The 22509-nt window shown below is 47.9% G+C and carries 15 protein-coding genes, 17 tRNA genes and 1 rRNA gene; 30 read left to right on the forward strand and 3 right to left on the reverse strand.

Going from position 1 to position 22509, the window contains the following annotated elements; translation table 11 throughout:
* From rrf to PQG66_RS19730, 18 genes are all read left to right on the forward strand, one after another.
* Positions 1–114 (forward strand): 5S ribosomal RNA (rrf, locus tag PQG66_RS19645); the annotation flags it as partial.
* A gap of 57 nt (positions 115–171) precedes the next feature.
* Positions 172–245, forward strand: a tRNA-Ile gene (locus PQG66_RS19650).
* Positions 246–272: 27 nt separating this feature from the next.
* Positions 273–348, forward strand: a tRNA-Ala gene (locus tag PQG66_RS19655).
* Between the two features lies 1 nt (position 349).
* Positions 350–425, forward strand: a tRNA-Asn gene (locus tag PQG66_RS19660).
* Between the two features lies 1 nt (position 426).
* Positions 427–518 (forward strand) — tRNA-Ser (locus PQG66_RS19665).
* 17 nt (positions 519–535) lie between these two features.
* Positions 536–607, forward strand: a tRNA-Glu gene (locus PQG66_RS19670).
* Between the two features lie 32 nt (positions 608–639).
* Positions 640–715 (forward strand) — tRNA-Val (locus PQG66_RS19675).
* A 15-nt stretch (positions 716–730) separates the two neighbouring features.
* A tRNA-Met gene (locus PQG66_RS19680) sits at positions 731–804 on the forward strand.
* A gap of 36 nt (positions 805–840) precedes the next feature.
* Positions 841–918: transfer RNA gene (locus PQG66_RS19685), tRNA-Asp, on the forward strand.
* Between the two features lie 25 nt (positions 919–943).
* Positions 944–1019 (forward strand) — tRNA-Thr (locus PQG66_RS19690).
* Positions 1020–1109: 90 nt separating this feature from the next.
* Positions 1110–1185, forward strand: a tRNA-His gene (locus PQG66_RS19695).
* A gap of 11 nt (positions 1186–1196) precedes the next feature.
* Positions 1197–1271: transfer RNA gene (locus tag PQG66_RS19700), tRNA-Gln, on the forward strand.
* A gap of 8 nt (positions 1272–1279) precedes the next feature.
* A tRNA-Lys gene (locus tag PQG66_RS19705) sits at positions 1280–1352 on the forward strand.
* A 12-nt stretch (positions 1353–1364) separates the two neighbouring features.
* A tRNA-Leu gene (locus PQG66_RS19710) sits at positions 1365–1451 on the forward strand.
* Between the two features lie 8 nt (positions 1452–1459).
* Positions 1460–1534, forward strand: a tRNA-Gly gene (locus PQG66_RS19715).
* 6 nt (positions 1535–1540) lie between these two features.
* Positions 1541–1617 (forward strand) — tRNA-Arg (locus tag PQG66_RS19720).
* A gap of 17 nt (positions 1618–1634) precedes the next feature.
* Positions 1635–1708: transfer RNA gene (locus PQG66_RS19725), tRNA-Pro, on the forward strand.
* A gap of 11 nt (positions 1709–1719) precedes the next feature.
* A tRNA-Gly gene (locus PQG66_RS19730) sits at positions 1720–1790 on the forward strand.
* A gap of 853 nt (positions 1791–2643) precedes the next feature.
* Here the strand turns inward: PQG66_RS19730 and PQG66_RS19735 are convergent.
* Both PQG66_RS19735 and PQG66_RS19740 read right to left on the reverse strand, forming a co-directional pair.
* A complete protein-coding gene (locus PQG66_RS19735; protein ID WP_272039522.1) occupies positions 2644–3504 on the reverse strand; it encodes a CYTH domain-containing protein in 861 nt (286 codons plus the stop codon).
* Positions 3505–3642: 138 nt separating this feature from the next.
* Positions 3643–4563, reverse strand: coding sequence for a LysR family transcriptional regulator (locus tag PQG66_RS19740; protein WP_272039524.1), 921 nt, complete (start codon positions 4561–4563; stop codon positions 3643–3645).
* Between the two features lie 165 nt (positions 4564–4728).
* Between PQG66_RS19740 and PQG66_RS19745 the strand changes: the two genes are divergently transcribed.
* The 4 genes from PQG66_RS19745 to PQG66_RS19760 all read left to right on the forward strand — a co-directional run bounded on the left by PQG66_RS19745 (position 4729) and on the right by PQG66_RS19760 (position 10460).
* Positions 4729–5799, forward strand: coding sequence for an ABC transporter ATP-binding protein (locus PQG66_RS19745; protein WP_272039525.1), 1071 nt, complete (start codon positions 4729–4731; stop codon positions 5797–5799).
* Between the two features lie 127 nt (positions 5800–5926).
* On the forward strand, positions 5927–7003 hold the full coding sequence (locus PQG66_RS19750; protein WP_272039526.1) for an ABC transporter substrate-binding protein: 1077 nt from the start codon (positions 5927–5929) through the stop codon (positions 7001–7003).
* Between the two features lie 146 nt (positions 7004–7149).
* On the forward strand, positions 7150–8820 hold the full coding sequence (locus tag PQG66_RS19755; RefSeq protein WP_272039745.1) for an ABC transporter permease: 1671 nt from the start codon (positions 7150–7152) through the stop codon (positions 8818–8820).
* Positions 8817–10460: an INTS11 family MBL fold metallo-hydrolase gene (locus tag PQG66_RS19760; RefSeq protein ID WP_272039527.1), complete on the forward strand. Its 1644-nt coding sequence runs from the start codon at positions 8817–8819 to the stop codon at positions 10458–10460. The genes PQG66_RS19755 and PQG66_RS19760 overlap by 4 nt, the downstream gene beginning before the upstream one ends.
* Before the next feature lie 201 nt (positions 10461–10661).
* On the opposite strand, the gene PQG66_RS19765 is transcribed toward PQG66_RS19760, so the two are convergent.
* A complete protein-coding gene (locus tag PQG66_RS19765) occupies positions 10662–12062 on the reverse strand; it encodes a serine hydrolase (protein ID WP_272039528.1) in 1401 nt (466 codons plus the stop codon).
* 250 nt (positions 12063–12312) lie between these two features.
* Between PQG66_RS19765 and PQG66_RS19770 the strand changes: the two genes are divergently transcribed.
* The 8 genes from PQG66_RS19770 to PQG66_RS19805 all read left to right on the forward strand — a co-directional run bounded on the left by PQG66_RS19770 (position 12313) and on the right by PQG66_RS19805 (position 22408).
* Positions 12313–14322, forward strand: coding sequence for a methyl-accepting chemotaxis protein (locus PQG66_RS19770; protein WP_272039529.1), 2010 nt, complete (start codon positions 12313–12315; stop codon positions 14320–14322).
* A gap of 297 nt (positions 14323–14619) precedes the next feature.
* A complete protein-coding gene (locus PQG66_RS19775; protein WP_272039530.1) occupies positions 14620–15897 on the forward strand; it encodes a DUF2087 domain-containing protein in 1278 nt (425 codons plus the stop codon).
* Between the two features lie 361 nt (positions 15898–16258).
* A complete protein-coding gene (locus PQG66_RS19780) occupies positions 16259–16999 on the forward strand; it encodes an AzlC family ABC transporter permease (protein WP_442955135.1) in 741 nt (246 codons plus the stop codon).
* Positions 16990–17319 (forward strand): AzlD domain-containing protein, encoded by a 330-nt coding sequence (locus PQG66_RS19785; protein WP_272039531.1) that lies wholly within the window; start codon positions 16990–16992, stop codon positions 17317–17319. The genes PQG66_RS19780 and PQG66_RS19785 overlap by 10 nt, the downstream gene beginning before the upstream one ends.
* A gap of 146 nt (positions 17320–17465) precedes the next feature.
* Positions 17466–18122: an SGNH/GDSL hydrolase family protein gene (locus PQG66_RS19790; RefSeq protein WP_272039532.1), complete on the forward strand. Its 657-nt coding sequence runs from the start codon at positions 17466–17468 to the stop codon at positions 18120–18122.
* A gap of 94 nt (positions 18123–18216) precedes the next feature.
* The gene (locus PQG66_RS19795) at positions 18217–20421 is read left to right on the forward strand and encodes a heparinase II/III domain-containing protein (protein WP_272039747.1); all 2205 of its coding nucleotides are present in this window, start codon (positions 18217–18219) and stop codon (positions 20419–20421) included.
* Positions 20418–21332 (forward strand): hypothetical protein, encoded by a 915-nt coding sequence (locus tag PQG66_RS19800; RefSeq protein ID WP_272039533.1) that lies wholly within the window; start codon positions 20418–20420, stop codon positions 21330–21332. Before PQG66_RS19795 ends, PQG66_RS19800 begins: the two co-directional genes overlap by 4 nt.
* The gene (locus PQG66_RS19805; protein ID WP_272039535.1) at positions 21332–22408 is read left to right on the forward strand and encodes a hypothetical protein; all 1077 of its coding nucleotides are present in this window, start codon (positions 21332–21334) and stop codon (positions 22406–22408) included. The genes PQG66_RS19800 and PQG66_RS19805 overlap by 1 nt, the downstream gene beginning before the upstream one ends.
* Positions 22409–22509 lie beyond the last annotated feature (101 nt).

Below are 22509 nucleotides of genomic sequence, written 5' to 3' on the forward strand. Positions count from 1 at the left end.
GGGGGCGATGGCGGAGGGGTTCCACACGTACCCATCCCGAACACGACCGTTAAGCCCTCTAGCGCCGATGGTACTTGGACCGCAGGGTCCTGGGAGAGTAGGAAGCCGCCAAGCGATTCCCTTTGGGGTATTTTTTTTGCCCCACTTAACAGGGAGATGGAGTTTTTACGTGGGCCTTTAGCTCAGTTGGTTAGAGCGCACCTCTGATAAGGGTGAGGCCGGTGGTTCGAGTCCACCAAGGCCCATAGTAACTAAATAAGAAGAATATGAATGGGGCCATAGCTCAGCTGGGAGAGCGCCTGCCTTGCAAGCAGGAGGTCAGCGGTTCGATCCCGCTTGGCTCCACCATTCCCTGATAGCTCAGTTGGTAGAGCACTCGACTGTTAATCGAGTTGTCACAGGTTCGAGTCCTGTTCGGGGAGCCATGGAGAGGTGTCCGAGCTGGCCGAAGGAGCACGATTGGAAATCGTGTAGGCGTCACAAGCGTCTCGAGGGTTCGAATCCCTCTCTCTCCGCCACAATTCTTTTTTAGTGAGGCCCGTTGGTCAAGGGGTTAAGACACCTCCCTTTCACGGAGGTAACAGGGGTTCGAATCCCCTACGGGTCATAGGTAATATTATGGGATGAGAATCCCAAGATGGAGGCTTAGCTCAGCTGGGAGAGCATCTGCCTTACAAGCAGAGGGTCGGGGGTTCGATCCCCTCAGCCTCCACCATCTATCTTATACTGACGCGGGGTGGAGCAGCCCGGTAGCTCGTCGGGCTCATAACCCGAAGGCCGCAGGTTCAAATCCTGCCCCCGCAATTGTAGCTTTCTTAATGCAGATTAAGAAAGTGATCTGGAACCGTGGTGTAGTTGGCCTAACATGCCTGCCTGTCACGCAGGAGATCGCGGGTTCGAATCCCGTCGGTTCCGCCATTTTTACAAGCTTCATGTACACCATGCCGGTGTAGCTCAACTGGTAGAGCAACTGACTTGTAATCAGTAGGTTGGGGGTTCAAGTCCTCTCGCCGGCACCATTTTAGTTTTTGCAATCAGAGGGAAGTACACTGTATAATATAGATTCTGATGGCAATACTAATATACTCATGCAGTAATTTGATTTTATGGCGATCGTGGCGAAGTGGTTAACGCACCGGTTTGTGGATCCGGCATTCGGGGGTTCAATTCCCCTCGATCGCCCCATAATTTCTTGTTGGGGATTAGCCAAGCGGTAAGGCAACGGACTTTGACTCCGTCATGCATAGGTTCAAATCCTATATCCCCAGCCATTTATTATGAGCCATTAGCTCAGTTGGTAGAGCACCTGACTTTTAATCAGGGTGTCGAAGGTTCGAGTCCTTCATGGCTCACTTTTATGTTTTGCGGTCGTGGCGGAATTGGCAGACGCGCACGGTTCAGGTCCGTGTGGGCTAACCCCCGTGGAGGTTCGAGTCCTCTCGACCGCACCATATATTTTGCGGAAGTGGCTCAGCGGTAGAGCATCGCCTTGCCAAGGCGAGGGTCGCGGGTTCGATTCCCGTCTTCCGCTCCAATATTTGCGCCCTTAGCTCAGCTGGATAGAGCGTTTGACTACGAATCAAAAGGCCGGGAGTTCGAATCTCTCAGGGCGCGCCATTATTTACTTTTCATATCGGGATGTAGCTCAGCTTGGTAGAGCACCTGGTTTGGGACCAGGGGGTCGCATGTTCAAATCGTGTCATCCCGATTTTGTTTTATGCGGGTGTAGTTCAATGGTAGAACTTTAGCCTTCCAAGCTAATAGCGTGGGTTCGATTCCCATCACCCGCTTACAATTAAAAGAGTTCTTGCATAATGCAAGAACTCTTTTTTTGTTAAGTTATTTATGAATGTATTGATAAATACGGTGGGCTCGAAGAAATCAATTATATTATAAGTATATGTATCTATGTTAATCTAAATCTTAAAGAGAAAATGTATTGGAGGGAGTTCAGTGGGTCCTATTATTATCATGATCATCGTTATTGTAGCTCTACTTGTTTTTGGAATGGGACAAATAGACAAATCGAATAGGCTGAAGAGGGAGTTCGGTGCAAGATTGCACTCGGTCGGGATCCATCAATACGGGTTACCCCAAGTCTCAGAAGGTAAGATAATAGATGTACTATTAGGGAATGAAAAAATATTCATTAAAACGAATCACCAAATATTTGAGCTTTCCCTTCATAAAGTGAGAGGAATCCATTCTTCGGCCCCCAATAACAGGATCACATCTAAAAGTGTTCTTCTGACCATCAGTTATGATATGAATGGCAGATTCCGTGAAATAGGAATAGTGTTTATGAAGCCTTCGATCGCCAAACAATTTCTATGGGAGATTGAGGGGAGATTGTTCACTACGAACTCAAGAAATGGCGTTACCAGACTGTAATCGTAGATTCTAATGTAAGGCGCTAGATTATACATACCTTTTATTATTTTCTGTTGTACTGCTACGGTAGTCTCAAGAAAAATGTGCTAAGAGCACCTAGTGATTGTCATCGTAAAATTGCGCACACAATGAAAAGCTCCTTCTTTCCGTCTCAGAACTGGAAGAGGAGCTTTTCATTGTTTAAGGAGCTAATTTGCTATTTTTAAAACGAAGTTGATTCTATAAAAAAGTTAATAAAATTACTTCCTGTGTTTAATATCGTTCCAGAATCGCCTGTGTCTTTAGGCCGTCGGAAGGGATTAGCCAGTTTTTGTTCTGAAGCAATTGCATCAACTGGTTACGCAGTTCAGAAACGGCTGCCGAGTCATCCGTTTTGAATGAAACTTCAACGATATTCTCAATACCTGTGCCTGCTTCATTGCGGATAGGCCATACCTCCAGGGTAAGCTCTTGACCGTTCCATGTTCCTTCGTAGCGCTGGAAGGTGATTGGGCCGTAAGCGCGAGATTGTGAGAGTTGTTGTTTGCCCCAATTGGAGTCAGACCAGTTTTTCAATTTACCTGGAAGCTTGTCCAGCAGCAGGTTCAAGGCATCTTTTTCAGAAGGTAGCTGTAAGCCTGTTGCTTTGGTATCTACCTTTTTCGTATTAGAGAAGCTCAGGGTCTGTTTGCCATATCCCCAGTCAATCTCAGCCTCATAGTTATCATCGGATTGATCGAAGCCTTCTTGGTTTGCAAGTGTCAGTGCTGCATCAATATCTCCGTTTATGACAGGGTAACGTTTTTTGTAAGTCAGCTCGTAGTTATTTTTGTCATCTTTTTTGCGAAAACGAACATTCCATCCTTCTGCATCCAGTCCGAGAGCATTCGTATCGAAGTACTCCACATTGATATTTCGTGCTGTGGGGTTCAGGCCAAGGCTCTGGATGACCTCACTGCGCGGTGTTCCATCGGTGTTTAGGACGAGCTCCGGCTTCGCGAGGAACTTCACTTCATAAGCGGGAACGGCGTTGGCAGCGGCAGAAGCCGGCGGCGTATCCAAAAATGTCAGTCCACTTCCCAGGGTGATGATGCTCAGCATCAACGAGGCAGTTACCTTTTTCCACTTTTTCAAAACCAATCACTCTCCCAATCTGGATTAACGTACAGACCCCACTTTACCGTCCAAGTTTCTGAATGCGATTAACGGGAAGCGCGCATTACGTTAACCCTGCATAGATTTGATGAATGGCTGGCGATAGTTTTTATCGGTTCATCCAATAGGTTCGTGCAATGGAGGAGGATCGGTAGGAACGGCTCCACGCAACACGGCTATGAATCGATCAACCTGAACCGAAGGATGGCGGTCTTTGTTGTGTACGGTATAGATATGGCGTGGTGCCTGCTCTCCGGGAATGGGAATCACCTGTATAAGACCTTGCTGTTCCTCCCATTGTACAGCCATTCGCGACATGAAGGAGATATGACCGCCAAGTAACACGAGCTGTTTGATCGCTTCCAGGGAATCCATCTCGACCGTACTTCTTAGCCGAATACCATGTTGTGCAAGCCATTGGTTGGTCAGTCTCCGGGTACTGGACTCATTACCATGTAATGCGAAAGGGATCTGCGCGATATCTTCAGGCTGCAACGATTCTTTCTGAGTCAGTGCATGTTGTGGAGCGCAGATTAACACGAGATCGTCTTTGCACAGCGTCTCCGCATGTAATATCGGGCCAACAAACGGCTCAGATGAGATGATACCCAGATCAAGCTGATGACGGATTACCATCTCACGGATGACAGGGGCGGGTTTGACGGACAACACCATCTGAATGCCAGGGAACTCCTTCGAAAAGGAATGTAGCATGGACGGAAGTAGATATGTAGCCGGGACGTAACTTGCTCCAATATGGAGCGTGCCCCGATACAGACTTTCGTATTCTTTGACTACACGGCGTGCCTCTTGGGTCAAGGCATTGATTTTGACACTATAATGAAGCAAAGCTTGTCCAGCTTCGGTCAGAAACGTTTTTCCACTGCGCGATTCGAACAAACGCACTCCCATCTCTTCCTCTAATGACTTCATATGAAAGGTAACGGTAGGCTGCTTGATGCCTAGGATCTCGGCCACGCTTGTCATATGGTGATGTTTGTCGATCAATTCGACAATGTGCAACTTAATCAGGTTCAACTGGTCCACACTCCTCTACGTTCTACATCCTCTTCTATAGATTTAATCTATGAACATCAACAGAATTCATCTAAAAAGTTAATTTCCATTTTACAAACTCAATAAACAACTCTTGAAGGCGAGCGTTAGACTGAGATCAGTACAAGAGGACAGGCAGGGATGCGTATGAAACTGGAGTTAACGGGAGTTCAAAAATCATTTCATCAAACGCCTGCACTATTGCCCACCGATCTGACGCTTGAACACGGAAAATTCACTACCTTGCTGGGCCCTTCAGGCTGTGGCAAAACAACTCTGCTTCGCATGATTGCCGGGCTGGAACAGCCGGATGCGGGAGAGATTCGTGCGGATGGGGAATACATCTACTCTGCAGCAAAGCGGATCGATACACCAACACACAAGCGCAATCTGGGCATGGTGTTTCAGGATTTTGCATTATGGCCGCATATGACAGTATACGAAAATGTAGCTTTTGGCTTGAAAGCAGGCAAACAGAAGTCTGATCTGCGCCAGAAGGTGAATGAAGCACTCGATATGGTTCGTCTGCAAGGCATGGAGGATCGTTATCCTCATCAGCTGTCAGGTGGACAGCAGCAGCGGGTTGCTTTTGCCAGAGCGGTAGCTGTGAAGCCGGGTGTGATCTTGTTTGATGAGCCGCTGAGTGCACTGGATGCAGTACTTCGAGAAGAGATGCGAATTGAGATGATGTCACTAGTACGGGACATGGGATTAACTGCTCTGTATGTGACGCATGATCAGATTGAGGCGATGTCCATGTCGGATGAGATTGTGGTGATGCAGAAAGGACGAATTTTGCAAAAGGGCACGCCCGAAACGATCTATTCTACGCCGAGTGATCCTTATGTCGCCTCGTTTATTGGAAAGTCCAATTGGCTTACGCCAAACGAATCTATGATTCGTCCGGAACATGTGACCTGGTACAAAGCAGGCCAAGATGATCTGGGCTACCCTGGAAGAATCCTCAGCGTGAGTTATGTGGGAGAACGTTATGAGGTACGTGTACAGATGGAAGGTCTGGGCATGTGGACAGCGTATGCGAACGAAAGGGTTCGCGTTGGGGAGAGAGTGCAACTGCATGTATCGCCAGAACGAATCTGCCGCATGCATGATCCGCAGGGCCAGAATAGAAGTTCGAATTCAGATTCAGATTTGCAGCTCCATCTGAATCTGAACACGGGTGGAAAGCAGAGAGAAGTGATTGCTGCCGCAAACTAACAAGTTCACCACAGGTAACTTAAGAGGGCCTAGAATGAACTAAAACGTAAAGTGGATCAAATGATGTGTAGAACAATACAAGGCGTAGCAGCTTACTTAATACGAATCTAAGGGAGATGGCATGAACATGTTTGGTATGAAGTCACGTAAAAAGAGGGCAACACTTCTATTAACAGCAGTGATGAGTCTCAGTCTGTTCGGATGCAGTACGGGCAACACTACGAATGGCAATGCAGCACAGCCTACGGGGGATGGAAATACAGCGGCAGCAGCGGAAACATCGACGAAAGAAACAGGTGGCAAACTAGTATTGTACAGTGCAGGGCCACAGAAGCTGGCAGATAATATCGTAAGTGGATTTACAGCGAAAACAGGCATTGAAGTGGAGATGTTCCAAGGCACGACAGGCAAAATTCTAGCTCGTATGGAAGCAGAGAAATCTAACCCGGTAGCAGACGTGGTTATTCTGGCATCTTTGCCTTCGGCACAGGCGCTAAAGGCGGAGGGTCTCACGTTGCCTTATCCGGAAGCGGCCAATGCGGACAAGCTGAACAAAGATTGGTCGGATGCGGAAGGTAACTATTTTAGCAGTAGTGCATCTGCGCTGGGCATTGTATATAACAGCAAACTGGTGACGACGCCGCCCAAAAGCTGGGCAGATCTGGCAACACCGGCATGGAAAGATGTTGTGAACATTCCTGATCCGACATTGTCTGGTTCTGCACTCGATTTCATTACAGGTTACCTAAGTGCTAATGGGGATAAAGGATGGGATTTGCTGAGTGCCTACAAAGCGAACGGTGTAGCTATGACAGGAGCGAACCAGGAAGCATTAGATCCGGTCATTACGGGTGCCAAAAGCATTGTGGCAGCAGGTGTAGACTACATGGCCTACTCCGCCAAAGCCAAAGGGGAACCGCTGGATATCATCTACCCTGAAGAAGGTACAGTCATTAGCCCGAGACCGGCAGCCATTCTGAAATCCAGTCCCAATGTAGAGAATGCCAAAGCATTCATTGACTACCTGTTGTCGGATGAGGCACAGAAGCTGGTAACAGATGCATATCTGATTCCGGGACGTGAGGATATTGAAGCAACGAATCGTGCCAATGTGAAGGACATTCCGCAACTGAAAGTGGATTGGGCATGGATGAGCGAGCATGGTGATGAGACCGCAGCACGTTTCTCCGAAACCTTTAAATAAGTGACGCGCATGCGCATGCAAATGCGAAGGTAATTCATCTTTATTCAACGCATGGAAGAACAAATACAAAAAACGGTAGGCAACAGGGAGATCTGCTGTCTTGACGTGGAATGTCATGTGAGGTGAGCGTAGTGAAACCTGTTGTGATGGATAACAACCGTATATTTCGGAGAGTGGGCGTGGTGTTAGCCCTCTTTCTGCTGGCGATTAGTATTGGGATGCCGCTACTATTGATATTCTGGCAAAGTGTTTATCCAGATGGGCAATGGGACTGGATGGCGCCAATTCGTACGATTACCGGTCATCATCTGTCGAGTGTGCTGCTGAATTCCATCTGGCTAGGGATCTGCGTGGTAGCGATGACCACACTGCTGGCGTTACCCCTCGCATGGATGATGTCCAAAACCCGGATGGGAGAGCACCGCTGGGTCGATGTTATACTGATGATCCCGTTCATGACCCCGCCGTATATCGGCTCGATGGGCTGGATTCTGTTTATGCAAAAAGGGGGATACCTGCAGCAATGGGTTCCTTCATCTGCGAACTGGACGGAGCTGTTCTTTAGCTTCTGGGGCATGGTCATGATCATGAGTCTGCACCTGTTTCCATTCCTGTACTTGCTGCTGCGGGATGCGTTGATCCGCATCGGTGGTAATCTGGAGGAAGCAGGGGCCGTGCACGGTGCACGTGCAGGATACCGTTTCAGACGTATTATTCTCCCCCTATTGCTGTCGTCTTACGGAATGGGGATTATGCTTGTTTTTGTTAAAACGATTGCGGAATTCGGCACCCCGGCTACCTTCGGTCGCAAGATCGGTTATTATGTGATGACTTCTGAGATTCACAAGTACATCTCCAGTTGGCCAATTGACTTTGGTAAGGCTACTTCGCTGGCATCTGTACTGCTGTCCGTCTGTCTGGTCATGTGGTACATGCAGTCGGCGATCAGCCGGAAGTTCACGTATCGTCTGGTAGGTGGCAAAGGCCAGCGTTCGAAGCGTTATTCTCTACGTGGCTGGACAGGATGGTTGTGCGGTGCGTATCTGGCCATTCTATTGATTCTGTCGATCGGTATTCCGTATTTCTCCATCATTGCAGCCTCCACGATGAAACTGCGGGGAGCAGGGCTGGCATTGGATAATCTGACACTGGATCATTACCGAGAATTACTATCTTGGGGCTCCGTAAGTATGAAGGCCATTGGGAACAGTCTCGGGCTGTCTCTGGCAGCTTCCACGGTAGCGGTGATTATAGGTACAGGTTTTGCACTGGCGATTGGCAAGTCTTCATCGTTCATGCAGCGGATCATCGATCTGTTCAGTCTGCTGCCCAATACGGTACCAGGCATTGTCATGGTCGTAGGACTGATTCTGTTCTGGAACTCGCCGTGGATGCCCGTGACACTATATAACACGTACGGTATGGTGGTGCTCACCTATGTGGTTCTGTTCCTGCCATACACCGTGCAATATGTAAAATCAAGCTTCACCCAGATTGACGGCACGTTGTTCCAGGCGGGTCAAGTGTTTGGCGGTAAGCCGCTGTACATTCTGCGGCGTATCCTTGTTCCGCTGATTCTGCCCGGCATGCTGGCGGGCTGGATGATGACATTCACGATTGCGACCCGTGAATTGGTCGGTTCGCTCCTGATTCTTCCGCCGTCGATGCAGACGTCGGCGACGTATATTTTTGCCCAGTTTGAACAGGGTCAGGTATCGCTTGGTATGGCAATGGCTGTGGTGACCGTAGGCATGACGGTGCTGATGTTGCTGGGAATTGAAATGCTGAATTCAAAGAGAAAGTGGAATGCATCATGATCAAACTGAACGTATGGGGCGGTGCGGGCGAGCATGGACGTTCCGCCTATTTGCTCAGCGGGAGCCGTTACCGACTGCTGCTGGATTGTGGTGTGAAAAAAGAAGGAAGCGGCGAATATCCGCTCATAGAACCGGCGGTTGTGCCACAACTGAATGCGGTGCTGTTATCCCATGCCCATGAGGATCACTCTGTTGCCATTCCGTTGCTCTACAAGCTAGGGTACACGGGCGAAGTATGGACAACACGCGAGACAAAAGAGCAGCTGACAACGTATTTTCGAGCGTGGCGACGTAATATGGAACATGCGGGACACGCCTTGCCCTATGATAAATCCGATGAGCAGCGTATTCGCTATCGATTTTTGGAGGATGAGACTGAACGTGAGTGCTGGTTTGAATTGTTACCTGGTGTGTCGGTGATCTGGGGGCGCAGTGGACATTTGGCTGGATCTGTCTGGTTTGGACTGGAGATGCAAGGCAGGCGAATACTGTACTCGGGCGATTACACATCGGAGTCGATGTTGCTGCAAGTGGACGATGTGGCTGACGGTTTCAGGAAAGCGGACCTGGAGCTTCAGAGTAGAACGTGGACAAAGCCACATTCAGTCTCGATAGGAGGAATTCAAGGTCTGTCAGGCAGGAATCATGTGACGTACAAAAGAATGACTAGGCAGCTTGAATATGTTAAAGCTCATGCTCTCGGGGCTACAGGTGCTGAAGGAGCAACGATCGGTTCTTCTGCTTCTCTGGAATGGGAGCCGGAACCCCGTAGACATTCTCCCGTGCCTACAGATAAGCATTCCTCTGCAGACTACAGCTACAGGGATGAACGAACTAGCGAAAACATGGTTACCACGTCTCTACCTACAGTTCAACTTGATCTTGCTATTATAGATGCTGCGTATGGCACAGACCGGGATACACAGGTAGATAAATTACGGCAGATTGAACAGGTGATCTCCAGAACGCTTGGATGTGGGGGCAAGGTGCTTCTCCCAATGCCAGCGGTAGGCCGAGGGCAGGAATTGATTCTGTGGGCACAGCAGCGCTTTCCTGATGTGCCATTGATTGTAGAAGAGAAGCTTGTAGAAGGTATGCAGCAATTGCAGGGAGCATCAGGCTGGCTTAGAGAACAGACGGAACAAATGCCTGGCAGCAGCCGGTCTATACACAGAATTTCAGGGTTTCTACATGGGACGGACTGGGATAGAGTCGGTACGGAAGAGGAGCGTTTGAGATTGCTTGCGAAGTATGGAGCTTCACTTTGGTTTATCCCAGATGGCATGATGCAATCTGCTTTGGCACGCTGGTATTATGGAGAGTGGGCATCTGATGCAAACAATCTGGTTCTGCTCACTGGACATGCGGCTGGTGGTACATTTGCTCATCAACTGCTCGAAATGCCAGATCGATACGGCATATGCAGGGTGGAGAAGGTTCGTTACAAGGTACATCAAGGTTGGCATGACGTTGAGCTGATGTTAAAGCGGGTATCTGCCCGGCACAACGTACTTGTGCATACCGATTATGCCGAGACAGAACGACTGCGGCAAGGGCTGCTTAGGGAGCATCTTCAACCAGAATCAGAGATTGATCTAGAGATTGATATGTTGTCTCCTGGAGATGAATTAATCTTTTGAAGAATAGCTGAGTACCGAACAGGAAAACGTCATCTATAAATACAAAAAAAGCGTCTATCAAGAGATAGACGCTTTTTTGTATGACCGGTAAAAGGCTTATGATTAGATACTCTTTTGAAGTATCGGTTGAAGTATAAAATAAGGATCACATCCCACGGATATATATACTTTCAGATGAAAATAGGGATGTGCCAGTGATTCTTATAATTTCAATGCTTTAGCTGTCCTGTTCTCAATCTCATTCAAAAGTGAGGTCATGTCCATGCCCGCATGATTCCCGAGTAAAATAATCGTCACATCGTCGGATAGATTCCGTGAAAACGCGGTAGAGAACCCTCCACCACTACCATTGTGGAAGACCGTTTGTTTAGATCCTTTTTCTTTAAGAATCCAGGCATAACCGTAATTCTTATCGGAGTAAGGCGTATACATGGTTTCAATCGTTTCTGGACTAAGAATCTGATCCGTGTATAGTGCCCGATCCCATTTGAGCAGATCATCCACGGTAGAATAGATCGTTCCTGAACCAGATTGTGAAACATAGTATGGTGCAGGTTCCCACTGTTCGTCTTCCAGAACAAAGCCGCTGTTCGTATGCACCTCGCGGGATGCTTCTCCCGAATTCTTCATGCCGAGTGGACCCCAAATGGTTTCTTGTATATATTCCGCGTAGCTCATGCCGGATACTTGCTCGACAACGTATGCGAGTAAAACGTAACCGCTGTTGCTGTATAAGTATTCACTGCCAGGCTCAAACTTCAACGTTTTGTGACGTATCTCCTCTACAGTCTCTTCAAGGGTAACGCCTTCTCCACGACCGAAGGCGGAAGGCAGCCCCGAAGTTTGGGACAGTAACATATGCAGTGTAATTTGATCTCCCTTCGGGATACCCGAAATGTATTTAGAGATAGGATCTTGAACGTCCAGTTTGCCTGCTTCCGCTAAACTCAGGATGGAAGCTGCCGTGAATGATTTGCTTAAGGACGCAATGCGGGTCTTCTGATCGGGACGATTCAGTGTATGTTGATCTGCAAGACCGTACCCCTGCCTCAATAGTACTTCACCGTCACGAGCAATAAGAGCCATTCCAGGATAATTGATTTCACGCAAATAGGTATCTACGCTGGTTACTTCAGGGTGCAGCAAGCTGACCTGATCGGTGATGATACCCACTTTCATCTGACCTGTAGTTGTTCGCGTGACCTTGATATCTGCTTTGAGCGCACTCGCCATAGCACGAACAGGGATCATTAGTGATCCGTTAACATTGCGAGATTCCACTTTAGTAGATAGAGACACTTGGTTTACTTTGATGAAGTTACTGCCAGCTTGATGAACCAGCTTATCTCTCCCAACAATGATAGTGGCTGTCTTAGTACGTGCATCCCATTTCAAGTCCCCTTTGAGAGATTGAACGACATCCCTTAAAGGAACAAACGTTGTTCCTTTATAAATTAGCGGAGCGTTTTTCCAGGATTGCTGCTCTCCGTTGACTTCAATGTGGACGTTATGCGTACTCTGCGTAGCAGAAGCGGTTAGGTTGCCCGCCTGTCCGAGTATTGGTCCTGCACATAAAATGAGTGCTAGAAAGATACGAAGCATGGATGAACGAATAGTAGACTTGGATTGCTGCGTGTGAAGCTTGTGTAAAATGTAAATCCTCTCCCCCCAAATGTTTCATAAAAAACCAACATATTAGCATTGTAATCGATCTCAACTAGAGGGTCAAAACGGAGTGACTTCAAGTAAACAGGTCAAGATATTAAAATTATGATTATTTAGTATGGATACGTAATGATTTGAGATAAATTTTCCGATATAGAAACTTGAACATAATGATGGGGGATAGACAATGAGAAACAGGTTTCAGATTCAAACCAGTCATACAATGAAGAAAAGACTTCAGAACTGGTTCACTTTGACAGTGAAAAAACGTTTGATTGCCGCACTGCTTTTATTTTTGATTGTACCCAGTCTTAGTGTAGGCTGGTTGGCTTACCTGAAGGCAGCAGATCAGGTTAAACTGGAGATCATTCGTTCTGCACAGGCCAAAACGGAAATGCTCAGTCTGCAGATCGATCAGATGCTTAATATGGAGAAAGATAACGTTGCACAGATAGCATCAGGCATGACCTCAGAGGAGGTCATTAACATATCTCCTGCAATTCAGGCACAGATGGACCGGATGTCGAAAAGCCATAAGGAGCTGGGAGTACTCACTGCCGGAGCAGAGGATGGAAGTTGGATGAAATCTCCTGAGGCTGGAGACCAGATCTATGATCCTCGTGATCGGTCATGGTATAAAATGGCGATGTCCCAATCTGAGCCAATCATCTCGGATACATTCCGGTCTACAACGACAGGGGAATGGGTGGTGACAGTAGCAGCCAAACTGGCGGATGGACAAGGTGCCTTTGGCGCCAATGTCAATTTGACTCATTTAAAAGAAACCGTTGAACAGATACATATTGGCAAAGAAGGAAAACTGTATATGTTGGATAATGGGGGAAAATTCCTTTTCCATTACAACATCGAATCTGGTACACAGTCAGATCAAAGTTATATTAATGAGATGTATAAGAAGGATCGGGGAACCGTAGCGTACACATACGATGGTCAGCCGATGGAGGCTGTATTCTATACGAATGAAGCAACGGGCTGGAAAATTGTCGGTGAGATGATTCCTTCCGAAGCAAATGAGGCTGTCGAACCGATTATGATCCGTACAATCACCCTTGTAGGGTCGGCAGTGATTGTAGGTATTGTGCTGTTAGTCTTCATTATCCGCGGCATTCACCGTCCATTGCAGCAACTGACAAAGGCGGCAGCGCAGGTAAGTGCTGGGGATCTGACAGTTAGGGTAGGGCTACAGCGTAAGGATGAGTTTGGACAGCTGGGAGACAGCTTTGATACGATGACCACTTCATTGCGTAAAGTATTGGGGGAGGTGCATGATACCTCTAGCCAGCTCGCAGCATCTTCCGAGGAGTTGATGGCAAGCTCCGAACAGACTTCCAAAGCCACAGAGCAGGTAGCTGAGTTGATGCAGGATGCAGCTTCAGGAACAACGATGCAGAATGAAAGTCTTGCCGCTACGGAGCAGCTTGTCGGCGAGATGTCACTGGGTGTTAAAGAGATCTCTTCAAGAGTGGAACATACCGAGAAGATTGCCATGGAAGCTTCCACGAAATCAGAAGCTGGTCTGGTCACCGTTCAGGAGGCCGTATCCCATATTCAAAAGGTAAATGATGAGAGTGAAGCAATGAAGGCAGTAATCGATGAACTGCGAGCGAAAAATGATGAAATACTGGAGATCGTGGCAGAGATTACAGTCATCGCCAAGCAGACGAACATCCTGGCACTGAATGCTTCTATCGAAGCTTCGAGGGCAGGACAGCATGGACGTGGATTCGCTGTAGTTGCCAATGAAGTGAAGATGCTTGCCAACAGTTCAGGTGCTTCAGCGGAGCGAATCAATGAACTTATGCGAGAGATGCATGAGAAGACGGAAGCGGTCCAGTCTACCTTTGCACGTACAGGGGAAGGCATGGTTACAAGTTCACAAATGATCTCGGAGGCCGGTGAAGCCTTCCAGATGATCCGAGATGCGGTACAGACAGTAGCGGCACAAGCAGAGGAGGCAGCTGCGGCCTCCCGCCAAATCGATCAGGGAATGGGACATGTAAACAAAGCCGTAAACGATACAATGGTTCTGTCCAATCAGATTGCCGCAGGAACCGAGGACGGTTCGGCAGCTGCTCAGGAGCAGCTTGCTACAATGGAAGAGGTTGCGGCATCTTCAGCAGCCTTGTCAAAGATGGCTGAGGATCTGCAAAGTATCATTGAACGTTTTAAACTATAATTATTGAATTGTTGAGATGAAGACTGTCGGGTAATTAACCCGCAGTCTTTTTCTTTTTGTCTTCTACAGGTTCTTTTTCTATTTATCTCTTTTTGTTTATTTCCGTTCTTTCATATCCGTGTGTTTGACAAATAATAAACAAAATAATATTATGTCTATAAATAAACAAACAAAAAAATGATGAAAAATGAAATTGAATAACGATGTAAGCTTGCGGATTCATAAAAAGATAAGTGTTAACTTCAATACAGAACAAGACGGAGAAAGTGTACTGAATAGAAGAGAGGAAGACGACTCATGAAGGCATCGGAATCAAGACTGCAAACCGCTTCTCTGGACGAGATTAAACGCGGCTATGTGGAGGAAGAGTTATCGTACTCGTGCATCTGCTGTGGTTATACAACAGAAGCGGGAATTATATATCCCGAAGAGGGGGTGCTCTATGATGCGGCTCGTTACATGCGTGTTCATATTGAAAAGGCACATGGCTCCGTATTCGAGTACCTGCTAGAACTGGATAAAAGTGTGACGGGTCTGTCCGATGTACAGCGAGGTTTGCTGGCACAGTTCTATGAAGGGAAGAAGGATGCCGAAGTGCAGAAAGCACTGGGCATTGGTAGTGCATCGACGATTCGTAATCATCGGTTTGTTTTGAAGGAAAAAGAAAGGCAGGCCAAGATTTTCCTCGCATTGATGGAGCTATTGAAAACGAAGGATCTTCATGCTCCGGCAGCATGGGTGTCGCCGATTATGAAACAAGGACATACGATCGATCAGCATTCATTCGACATATCCGAAGAGGAACGGGATCATGTGTTGCGCAAATATTTTCCGGAAGGCCCAACAGGCCCTATGACCACGTTCCGTATGCAGCAAAAGCATAAATATATCGTACTCACGGAGATCGCTAAACAATTCGAACCGCAACGTCACTATACCGAAAAACAGGTGAACGCAATTCTGAAGAACATACATGATGACTATGTGGAAATGCGGAGGTATCTGGTGGATTACGGTCTGTTGGAGCGGAAAGAGGATGGTAGTGCATATTGGCTGGGGAGCAGTTCTTCAGAGGGAAAAGACCTCAGCAGAGGGCAGAAGGAGCAATCGTCGGAAGAATCCATACGAGCATCTTCAGGAGAATGGAGTACAGATCCAGGCACAGAGCCCCATTCTTCAGTAAAGAGTTCAGGTAAAGGGGAGAAGCAGATGAATCGGCGTAAAGAGTTACAGGAGCAAGCTAAAGAAGTTAAGATTGAAGCCGGAGTGTACCAGATCCGGAATGAGCGTAACGGTAAAGTGTTTATCGACAGCACATTGAATTTGAAGACCATTAATGGCCAGCAATTTATGTTGCAGATGGGAAGTCACTTAAATCGCCGTTTGCAGGCTGAATGGAACGAATACGGTGAGAATGCCTTCGTCATTGAGGTGTTGGAAGTGTTGAAAAAGGATGATAATCCCTTCGCAGACCCGAAGGACGCACTGGCCAAATGTCTCAATCGCTGGTTCGATAAGCTGGAGCCATACGGAGATCGAGGCTACCACAGAGAACCGAAGTCATCCGAACAATAGTTGATCCCTGTATCCGAAGTGAACAACTGAGAATGCAGTGTATAAATAAGACATGATCCATTAGATGCTATCCAAATAATAGTCATTGCCCCAACGAGAAAGTCCCGTTGCCAAGGAAACCGGCAACGGGACTTTTTTCTCTTTGGATAAACCTCCCTTGAAAGATTGATGTTGTGAGGCTGTTAAAGTTTAAATTGATCTATGTTCCTCTCCCGAACTGACATGAAATGTGGTATATTTCTATGTTAATGCGCGAACCGTTCCACGTTCAATGATTGGATTGTTTATCTAACACAGCAGGATATGTATCTCTTATATATCGGCTGGCATTATTTAAAATTAGAGAGGAGTTGTACCTGATTTGAGTCAAAATATCTTACAATCAACCGCATCTGAAAAGGGTATGCTCCAAGATGATGCGACTTTTATGCAAGGAGTTCGTGATTGTGTACCTACACTGCTCGGATATTTAAGTATTGGCTTTGCGGCAGGGGTTATCGAGATGACTGCCGGTTTGAGTTATGCCGAGATCGCATTACTAAGTCTTATTCTGTATGCAGGTTCTGCTCAGTTTATTGCAGCAGGTATGCTGGCTTCCAATGGCTCAGCATTAGCAATCATATTTACGATATTCTTTTTGAATCTCCGTCATCTGCTTCTCAGTGCAGCGGTATCTCCTTATTTCAGACATCTGACACCGCTAAAAAATATGTGGATCGGCTCACTGCTTACGGATGAGTCATTCGGCGTAGCAATGACCCGTGCCATCGACAGAAAAACACTTAGTGAACGCTGGATGCACGGGCTGAATATTACAGCGTATTTGAACTGGTTTGTCGCTAATATGGCAGGAGCCTACTTTGGGCGATGGATCACGGACCCTGACCGGCTTGGTCTTGATTATGCATTGCCAGCTATGTTTATTGGTCTGATCGTGCTTCAACTGGTACACCGCAAAAGCAGAAAAATACATATTAATGTAGCGATCATTGCCGTAGTGTGTGTCATTTTAGCAAGCATGGCTTCACTGGGCAGTCTGAGTATTATCATAGCAGCGGTTGTTGCGGCAACGATGGGAGTGTTGATGGAACGATGGAAGTAAGATGGGATGTGTTTTGGATCATTATGGGCTGTGCGCTGTTAACATTTATCCCACGGGTGTTGCCGCTCATGCTCTTCAGTAAAATACAGATTCCAGTGTGGCTTATGCGCTGGCTTGAGTATGTGCCAGTCGCCGTGATGGCTTCCCTGATCGGTCAAGAGTTGTTTATGTCGGGTAATCAGTTCGTGCCTATTACGGAAAATGCTGCGCTGTGGGCAGCACTGCCAACAGTAGCTATTGCCATCTGGACACGCAGTCTGCTGGGCACAGTGCTGGTGGGTATCGTATCGATGATGATATTACGTTACCTCATAGGATAGAGGGAGATATAAGTTCCTTGAAAACGCTATTTTCTAATGAGCGAAAAAGGGATAAGATGGAAACGGTGACAGTGTGTAGTTTACTTTAGAAATAGATGATACAGGATTAAGTAGTATACTCTGATCAAAAAGGAGCGATATCTCAGATGAAACCAAGTCCATCCACGATCTTGTTTCAAGGGGATTCCATTACAGACGGGGGGAGATCACGCGATGAGGATTTGAATCATGTCCTCGGCCATGGTTATGCGTATCTGATCTCTAGCAGGCTGGGTCTGGAGCTGGCAAGCAAATCAAAAAAGTTCTATAACCGAGGCATCAGCGGAAACCGGGCATCGGATCTGTATGCACGTTGGAATGAAGATGCTTTTAGTTTGCAACCAGACCTGATCAGTATTCTGATTGGGGTTAACGATGTCTGGCGTTCCATGAACAGCGAGCCTAGAGGGTATACCGATCGTTTTGCCCGTGCATATCGTCATTTGCTAGAGGAAACGCGGGAAGTACTGCCGGATACTGGTCTCGTTCTGATTGAACCGTTTATTCTGAAGACTGGGGCAACGTTGGAGAAATGGGAAGCTTGGGAAAAACGTATGACAGAGTACCAACATCAAGTTCGTGAGATGGCGGAGCACTTCGGAGCAGTGTGGGTGCCGATGCAGAACACGTTCAATGCAGCTCTGGAGCAGGCTGATGCTGCCTACTGGTTGTGGGATGGCGTGCATCCAACCGCAGCAGGTCATGAATTAATTGCTCGTCAGTGGCTGTCTGTTGTGCAGCAATCCCCATTAGCTATTGAATAACGGTAAGGCAGGAAGTCGGATTTCCATCGTTGACTATGCAGTGCTTTTTTATGATTAGCGTACTACATTCCTTCGGTGAAGCGTGGTGAACCCTATGCAAGGCTCTAATCACGAAATCGGAAATGAATATAAATATAGAGATTCACGTTCAAAACATCATGAAGAAGATCCTGAGACGCTCAGTTGGCCGGCTGAGGATTATATTCTGCAAGTCATTCATCAGAAGCAACATCCCTGGCGAAGTACTCGCATCCTAAGAGCAGATAGAATACAAGAGGCATTGCGTCAACCTGTGTTTGCCGGGTTGCTTGCAGACTTGCAAGTATATGGAGAACGGGCACAAAATGAACCGTTTCCTTGCCTGACATTTGAACTGTTTCGACAATTCAGCAGGACGGGGGAACGAAAAGCTTATGAGCAAGTGTACTTCGATCGACGTGGCAGAGTAGCAGCAGTAGCGATGGTTGCACTCAATTCTGACTCCCCTCATGTCCTCCATGCTCTTGAAGAGATGCTGTGGGCATTGTGTGATGAATATACGTGGTGTCTTCCTGCACATCTGGGAACGGGAGAAGCCCAGCAGGTGGAGTATAATATCGACCTCTTTGCTGCAGAGACGGTTCATATGCTTGCTGAGGTTATAGTACTTCATGGTCAACGTCTAGACCCGCTGGTGGTGGAACGGGTCGTAATGGAGGCCGAGCGGCGTATTTTTACACCGTTATACAGGGAAAAGCGAACCTATCACTGGCAGACGGCAGATCATAACTGGTCCGCCGTCTGTGGTGGATGCTGCGGTATGGCGGCCATGCTGCTACTTGAGGAAGAGACAATCCTGCAAGAGTCGATCAAGCAGACAATCCGTTGTATGGAAGCTTTCCTGAGCGGTTATGGCGAGGATGGCGGTTGTGCGGAAGGGATCAGGTATTGGGTATATGGCTTCGGTTATTTCATCTATTATGCCGAGATGTTAATGGATTACAGTGATGGAGCCTTGAATCTGCTGACAGATCCCAAGATAGCCGCTATAGCTGCCTTCCCGAATCGAATTCATCTGTCAGGCGGCACATATGTTAACTATTCGGATAGCGCGGAGTGCGAAGAAATACCATCAGGACTGCTGTCTCGGTTAGCTGCAAGATTCAGACTGCCTGTGGATATACCCTTGCAAGTTCCTCGTCTTACAGACGATCCTTGTCGTCGCTGGGCACACATGCTGCGGAACATCATGTGGAGTGATTCAGCAATATATGAACATGAGCATAAACAAAAGGCTGTGCAGGTCAATGATGGCTTTATTTTTCATCAGCTGGATTGGATGGTCGTTAAGCATGCCCTTCAAATGTCTGAAATATCAGATGCATGTAATGAACCAGATAGATTGGGCTCCATCCGGGAGTGGGTTCAAGCGGCGTGCTCGTTTAAAGGGGGGCATAATGATGAACCTCATAACCATAACGACCTGGGACAACTGATTATTCATTGCGGTGGCGAAAATATATTGTGTGATCCGGGAGCGGGGGTGTACACGCAGGCGTACTTTGCCCCGGAACGTGAGCAGTACCTTCACATTTCGTCCTCCGGGCATAATGTACCTCTAATTGAAGGATATGAGCAGAGCTCTGGCAGAGAGGCCATAGCCAAACTGCTGGAGTGTACATTGGAGCCAGATGGCAGTGAGATGCAGGCAGCTCTCGATCTGACGTGTGCCTATCCGAAGGTAGCATCCTTGCATCAGTATATACGGCATATGTGGTGGAGGATCGAAAAGGATGGTACTCGAATAAGCAGAATCAACACAAGTGCAGATGGAGAAGTAGAGATGGAATTGGCAGCCTTACGGGTCGTAGATCGATTTCAATGGAAGTTGAGCACCGAGACCAATGCTAGGAAACACTGCGTGGATGAGCCATATGTCGGGCCCCCGTGTGTGGTAGAGCGCTGGATGAGCCGGATACGTCCGGTTTTGGAAAGGAAAGGGCGGCTTCAATGGCGGGCTACGCAGGCCAACATGTACATGATATATGATGCATCTCTCTGGCGAGCAGAGACAGAGGCTGTGCACACCGTAGATCATGACCAGGTTGCAGTCACATTCTATCGTACATCTCTTGTATGGCAGGGAGACGATGTTGAGGCCTTCAAAAGAAACGAATGTATGAGTTCTGGGGGAGAGGCTGTAGGTTTTGCTGGTGTTCAGACGGGTCAGAAGGTTGAGCATGAAATGCTGGAGATCGTATGTCAGGTCGATTTTATTATTGAACCGCATTACGGGAGAGACCGAGGTGAGTCAACGTGAGTCATTATACAGCCACAACGACATATCCATGGGCAAATGAACTTGAACAGTATCGTATGATGGCAGCCGAGGCTGGTCCTGCACCGAAGGATGGCTGGCATCGGGAGCGCAAGCTGGAACTTGTCAGACGAATTGTTTGCGCTTACAAAAAGGTTCAGAGCAGTGACGGGGCAATTATCGATCCGTATTCTGGAATAGAAAGGTATTATTCCACGCCAGCTTACGCTATGGCAGCGGCCGTTCTAGTGAGTGCAGGGCACATGGAGCTGTTAGAGTCGGCGTCAGCCGCTCTCTCACAGAGCATTGATGCGGTGGTCAAAGGGCGTACGCCCGACAATCATCCTGATTTCTATCCTGTGCTGATGATGGGGGCTTATATGCTGCTCCGGCCCCTTCGTCCTGAACAGGCAACGATCTGGGCTGAGGCCCTTAGCACGATCAATCCTGAGAACGATTATGTATTCACAATGAGCAAGATGAACAACGCCAATCGGATGATTAACTGGAATGCCATCATGATCTCAGGAGAGTTCCTGCGGTGGAACGAACAGCTTGCGAGTGATGATTCAGCTTGGATGGATCGTTATCTCGAAACCTATCATCTGCCGCGGTTTACGGGGCTTGGACTGTACCAGGACGGTCCGTTGGATCGACCCAATTGCCCATTTTCCTATGATATTGCTACCCGCTATCACCTTGAAGTGATGATAGAAGCAGGATACAGAGGGGCGGTCGCAGATATCTTGCGAGAGAAGCTTCGTCACGGCGCGTTCAGCTCCTTGCTGATGTTGTCACCCCTGGGAGAAATACCGCCACGTGGCCGCAGCTCCCAGCACCAATGGAATGAAGCTGCGCTTGCATCGCCAGCTCAGTACACGCTGAGCTGGCGATGCAAGCGGGAGATCCGGTGATGGCGGGTGCATTTGCACGAGCGGCGAATCAATGTTTTGCGGCGATAGAGCGCTGGCTGATGCCTGATGGACGTTTGAAGATTGTACGCAATGAATATGCACTGGAGAAGCGTCACGGGTACGAAATCTACACAAATCATACCTGTTACAATCTGTGGACGGCAGCAGCGCTGGCTCATGCTTGCCTCTGTGACTCAGGAGAGGATATCGCTCATTCCTATCTTCCTTCTGAGGTGGGAAGCAGGGTGTTACAAACAGACGGCTGGTTCGAAACGGTGCTGGCTTCCGTCCCAGGTCAGCAATTGGTGCTGCATACCGCACTGAATGATCCCTATACCATTTCAGGACTGGTACGGATACAGCAGGTGGGGCTACCGGGGTTGATTGGGCCTTCAGCAGCTAGCCATGGGCAGGCAGGGTTCACAGAATTTGCAGAAGGGCTTGTTCAGCCTTTGAGTTATTGTCCTGCTTGGAAGACAACCGATGGGGAGTGGCACACTTTGGCCGAGGGCATCCCGTCAGGTAAGGAATATGACCGGGATGCGGGCATAGACCCTGCAAGCGGCGGTGGTTCGGTTGTGTTCTCGAAGATGGGTCCATTGGTGGGGTCTGAGGCTCAACATAAGATGAATGAAACAGTGTCAACAACGGGTACGAAGGTTGAAGAGGGTGTTATGCGCAACACTGCGGAGAATATTTTTGATATAACCTGGAAGGGACCTTTATCCGGGATCAGCTCTGTAACGGCGCGTTATGTACAACGTGAGGATGAACTTACGGTGACGTATACATTTGAAGGTGAGCTTGAGGCAGTGGGAGCACAGATTCCACTTATGTTCAGCGACGGTCAGGAACAGGCTGTAATTACCCATACCAAGCAATGTGTGCGTACAACCTATCGGGGAGCGTACGTTGAATCAACGATACATGATGCAGGAGCAATAATACAGCTTGATCAGCAAGAGATAGCATCACGAAACGGGCTGTTGAAGCAGGCACGAATGGAAGTGTACGGCGCAGAGCAGTTGACATTCATAGTGCGGCTGGGACGCATGGCAAGAGATGTAATGAGATGAGTTGAGTTGAGTTGTTGAGTTGTCTACTACGATCTTCACGAATGTGTCTGGTGTGAGGCATTCGGATGAGATGCAGGAATTCCAGAGAAACCGATCAAATG

Origin of the sequence: Paenibacillus sp. JJ-100, from assembly GCF_948329825.1 — a bacterium.
Classification (GTDB): Bacteria; Bacillota; Bacilli; order Paenibacillales; family Paenibacillaceae; genus Paenibacillus.

Bases quoted from the DNA above. Each gene is read 5' to 3' on its own strand.
- PQG66_RS19745 (WP_272039525.1), top strand. From the start codon at position 4,729: ATGAAACTGGAGTTAACGGGAGTTCAAAAATCATTTCATCAAACGCCT.
- PQG66_RS19750 (WP_272039526.1), top strand. From the start codon at position 5,927: ATGTTTGGTATGAAGTCACGTAAAAAGAGGGCAACACTTCTATTAACA.
- PQG66_RS19755 (WP_272039745.1), top strand. From the start codon at position 7,150: ATGGATAACAACCGTATATTTCGGAGAGTGGGCGTGGTGTTAGCCCTC.
- PQG66_RS19760 (WP_272039527.1), top strand. From the start codon at position 8,817: ATGATCAAACTGAACGTATGGGGCGGTGCGGGCGAGCATGGACGTTCC.
- PQG66_RS19765 (WP_272039528.1), bottom strand. From the start codon at position 12,062: ATGCTTCGTATCTTTCTAGCACTCATTTTATGTGCAGGACCAATACTC.
- PQG66_RS19770 (WP_272039529.1), top strand. From the start codon at position 12,313: ATGAGAAACAGGTTTCAGATTCAAACCAGTCATACAATGAAGAAAAGA.
- PQG66_RS19775 (WP_272039530.1), top strand. From the start codon at position 14,620: ATGAAGGCATCGGAATCAAGACTGCAAACCGCTTCTCTGGACGAGATT.
- PQG66_RS19785 (WP_272039531.1), top strand. From the start codon at position 16,990: ATGGAAGTAAGATGGGATGTGTTTTGGATCATTATGGGCTGTGCGCTG.
- PQG66_RS19790 (WP_272039532.1), top strand. From the start codon at position 17,466: ATGAAACCAAGTCCATCCACGATCTTGTTTCAAGGGGATTCCATTACA.
- PQG66_RS19795 (WP_272039747.1), top strand. From the start codon at position 18,217: ATGCAAGGCTCTAATCACGAAATCGGAAATGAATATAAATATAGAGAT.
- PQG66_RS19805 (WP_272039535.1), top strand. From the start codon at position 21,332: ATGGCGGGTGCATTTGCACGAGCGGCGAATCAATGTTTTGCGGCGATA.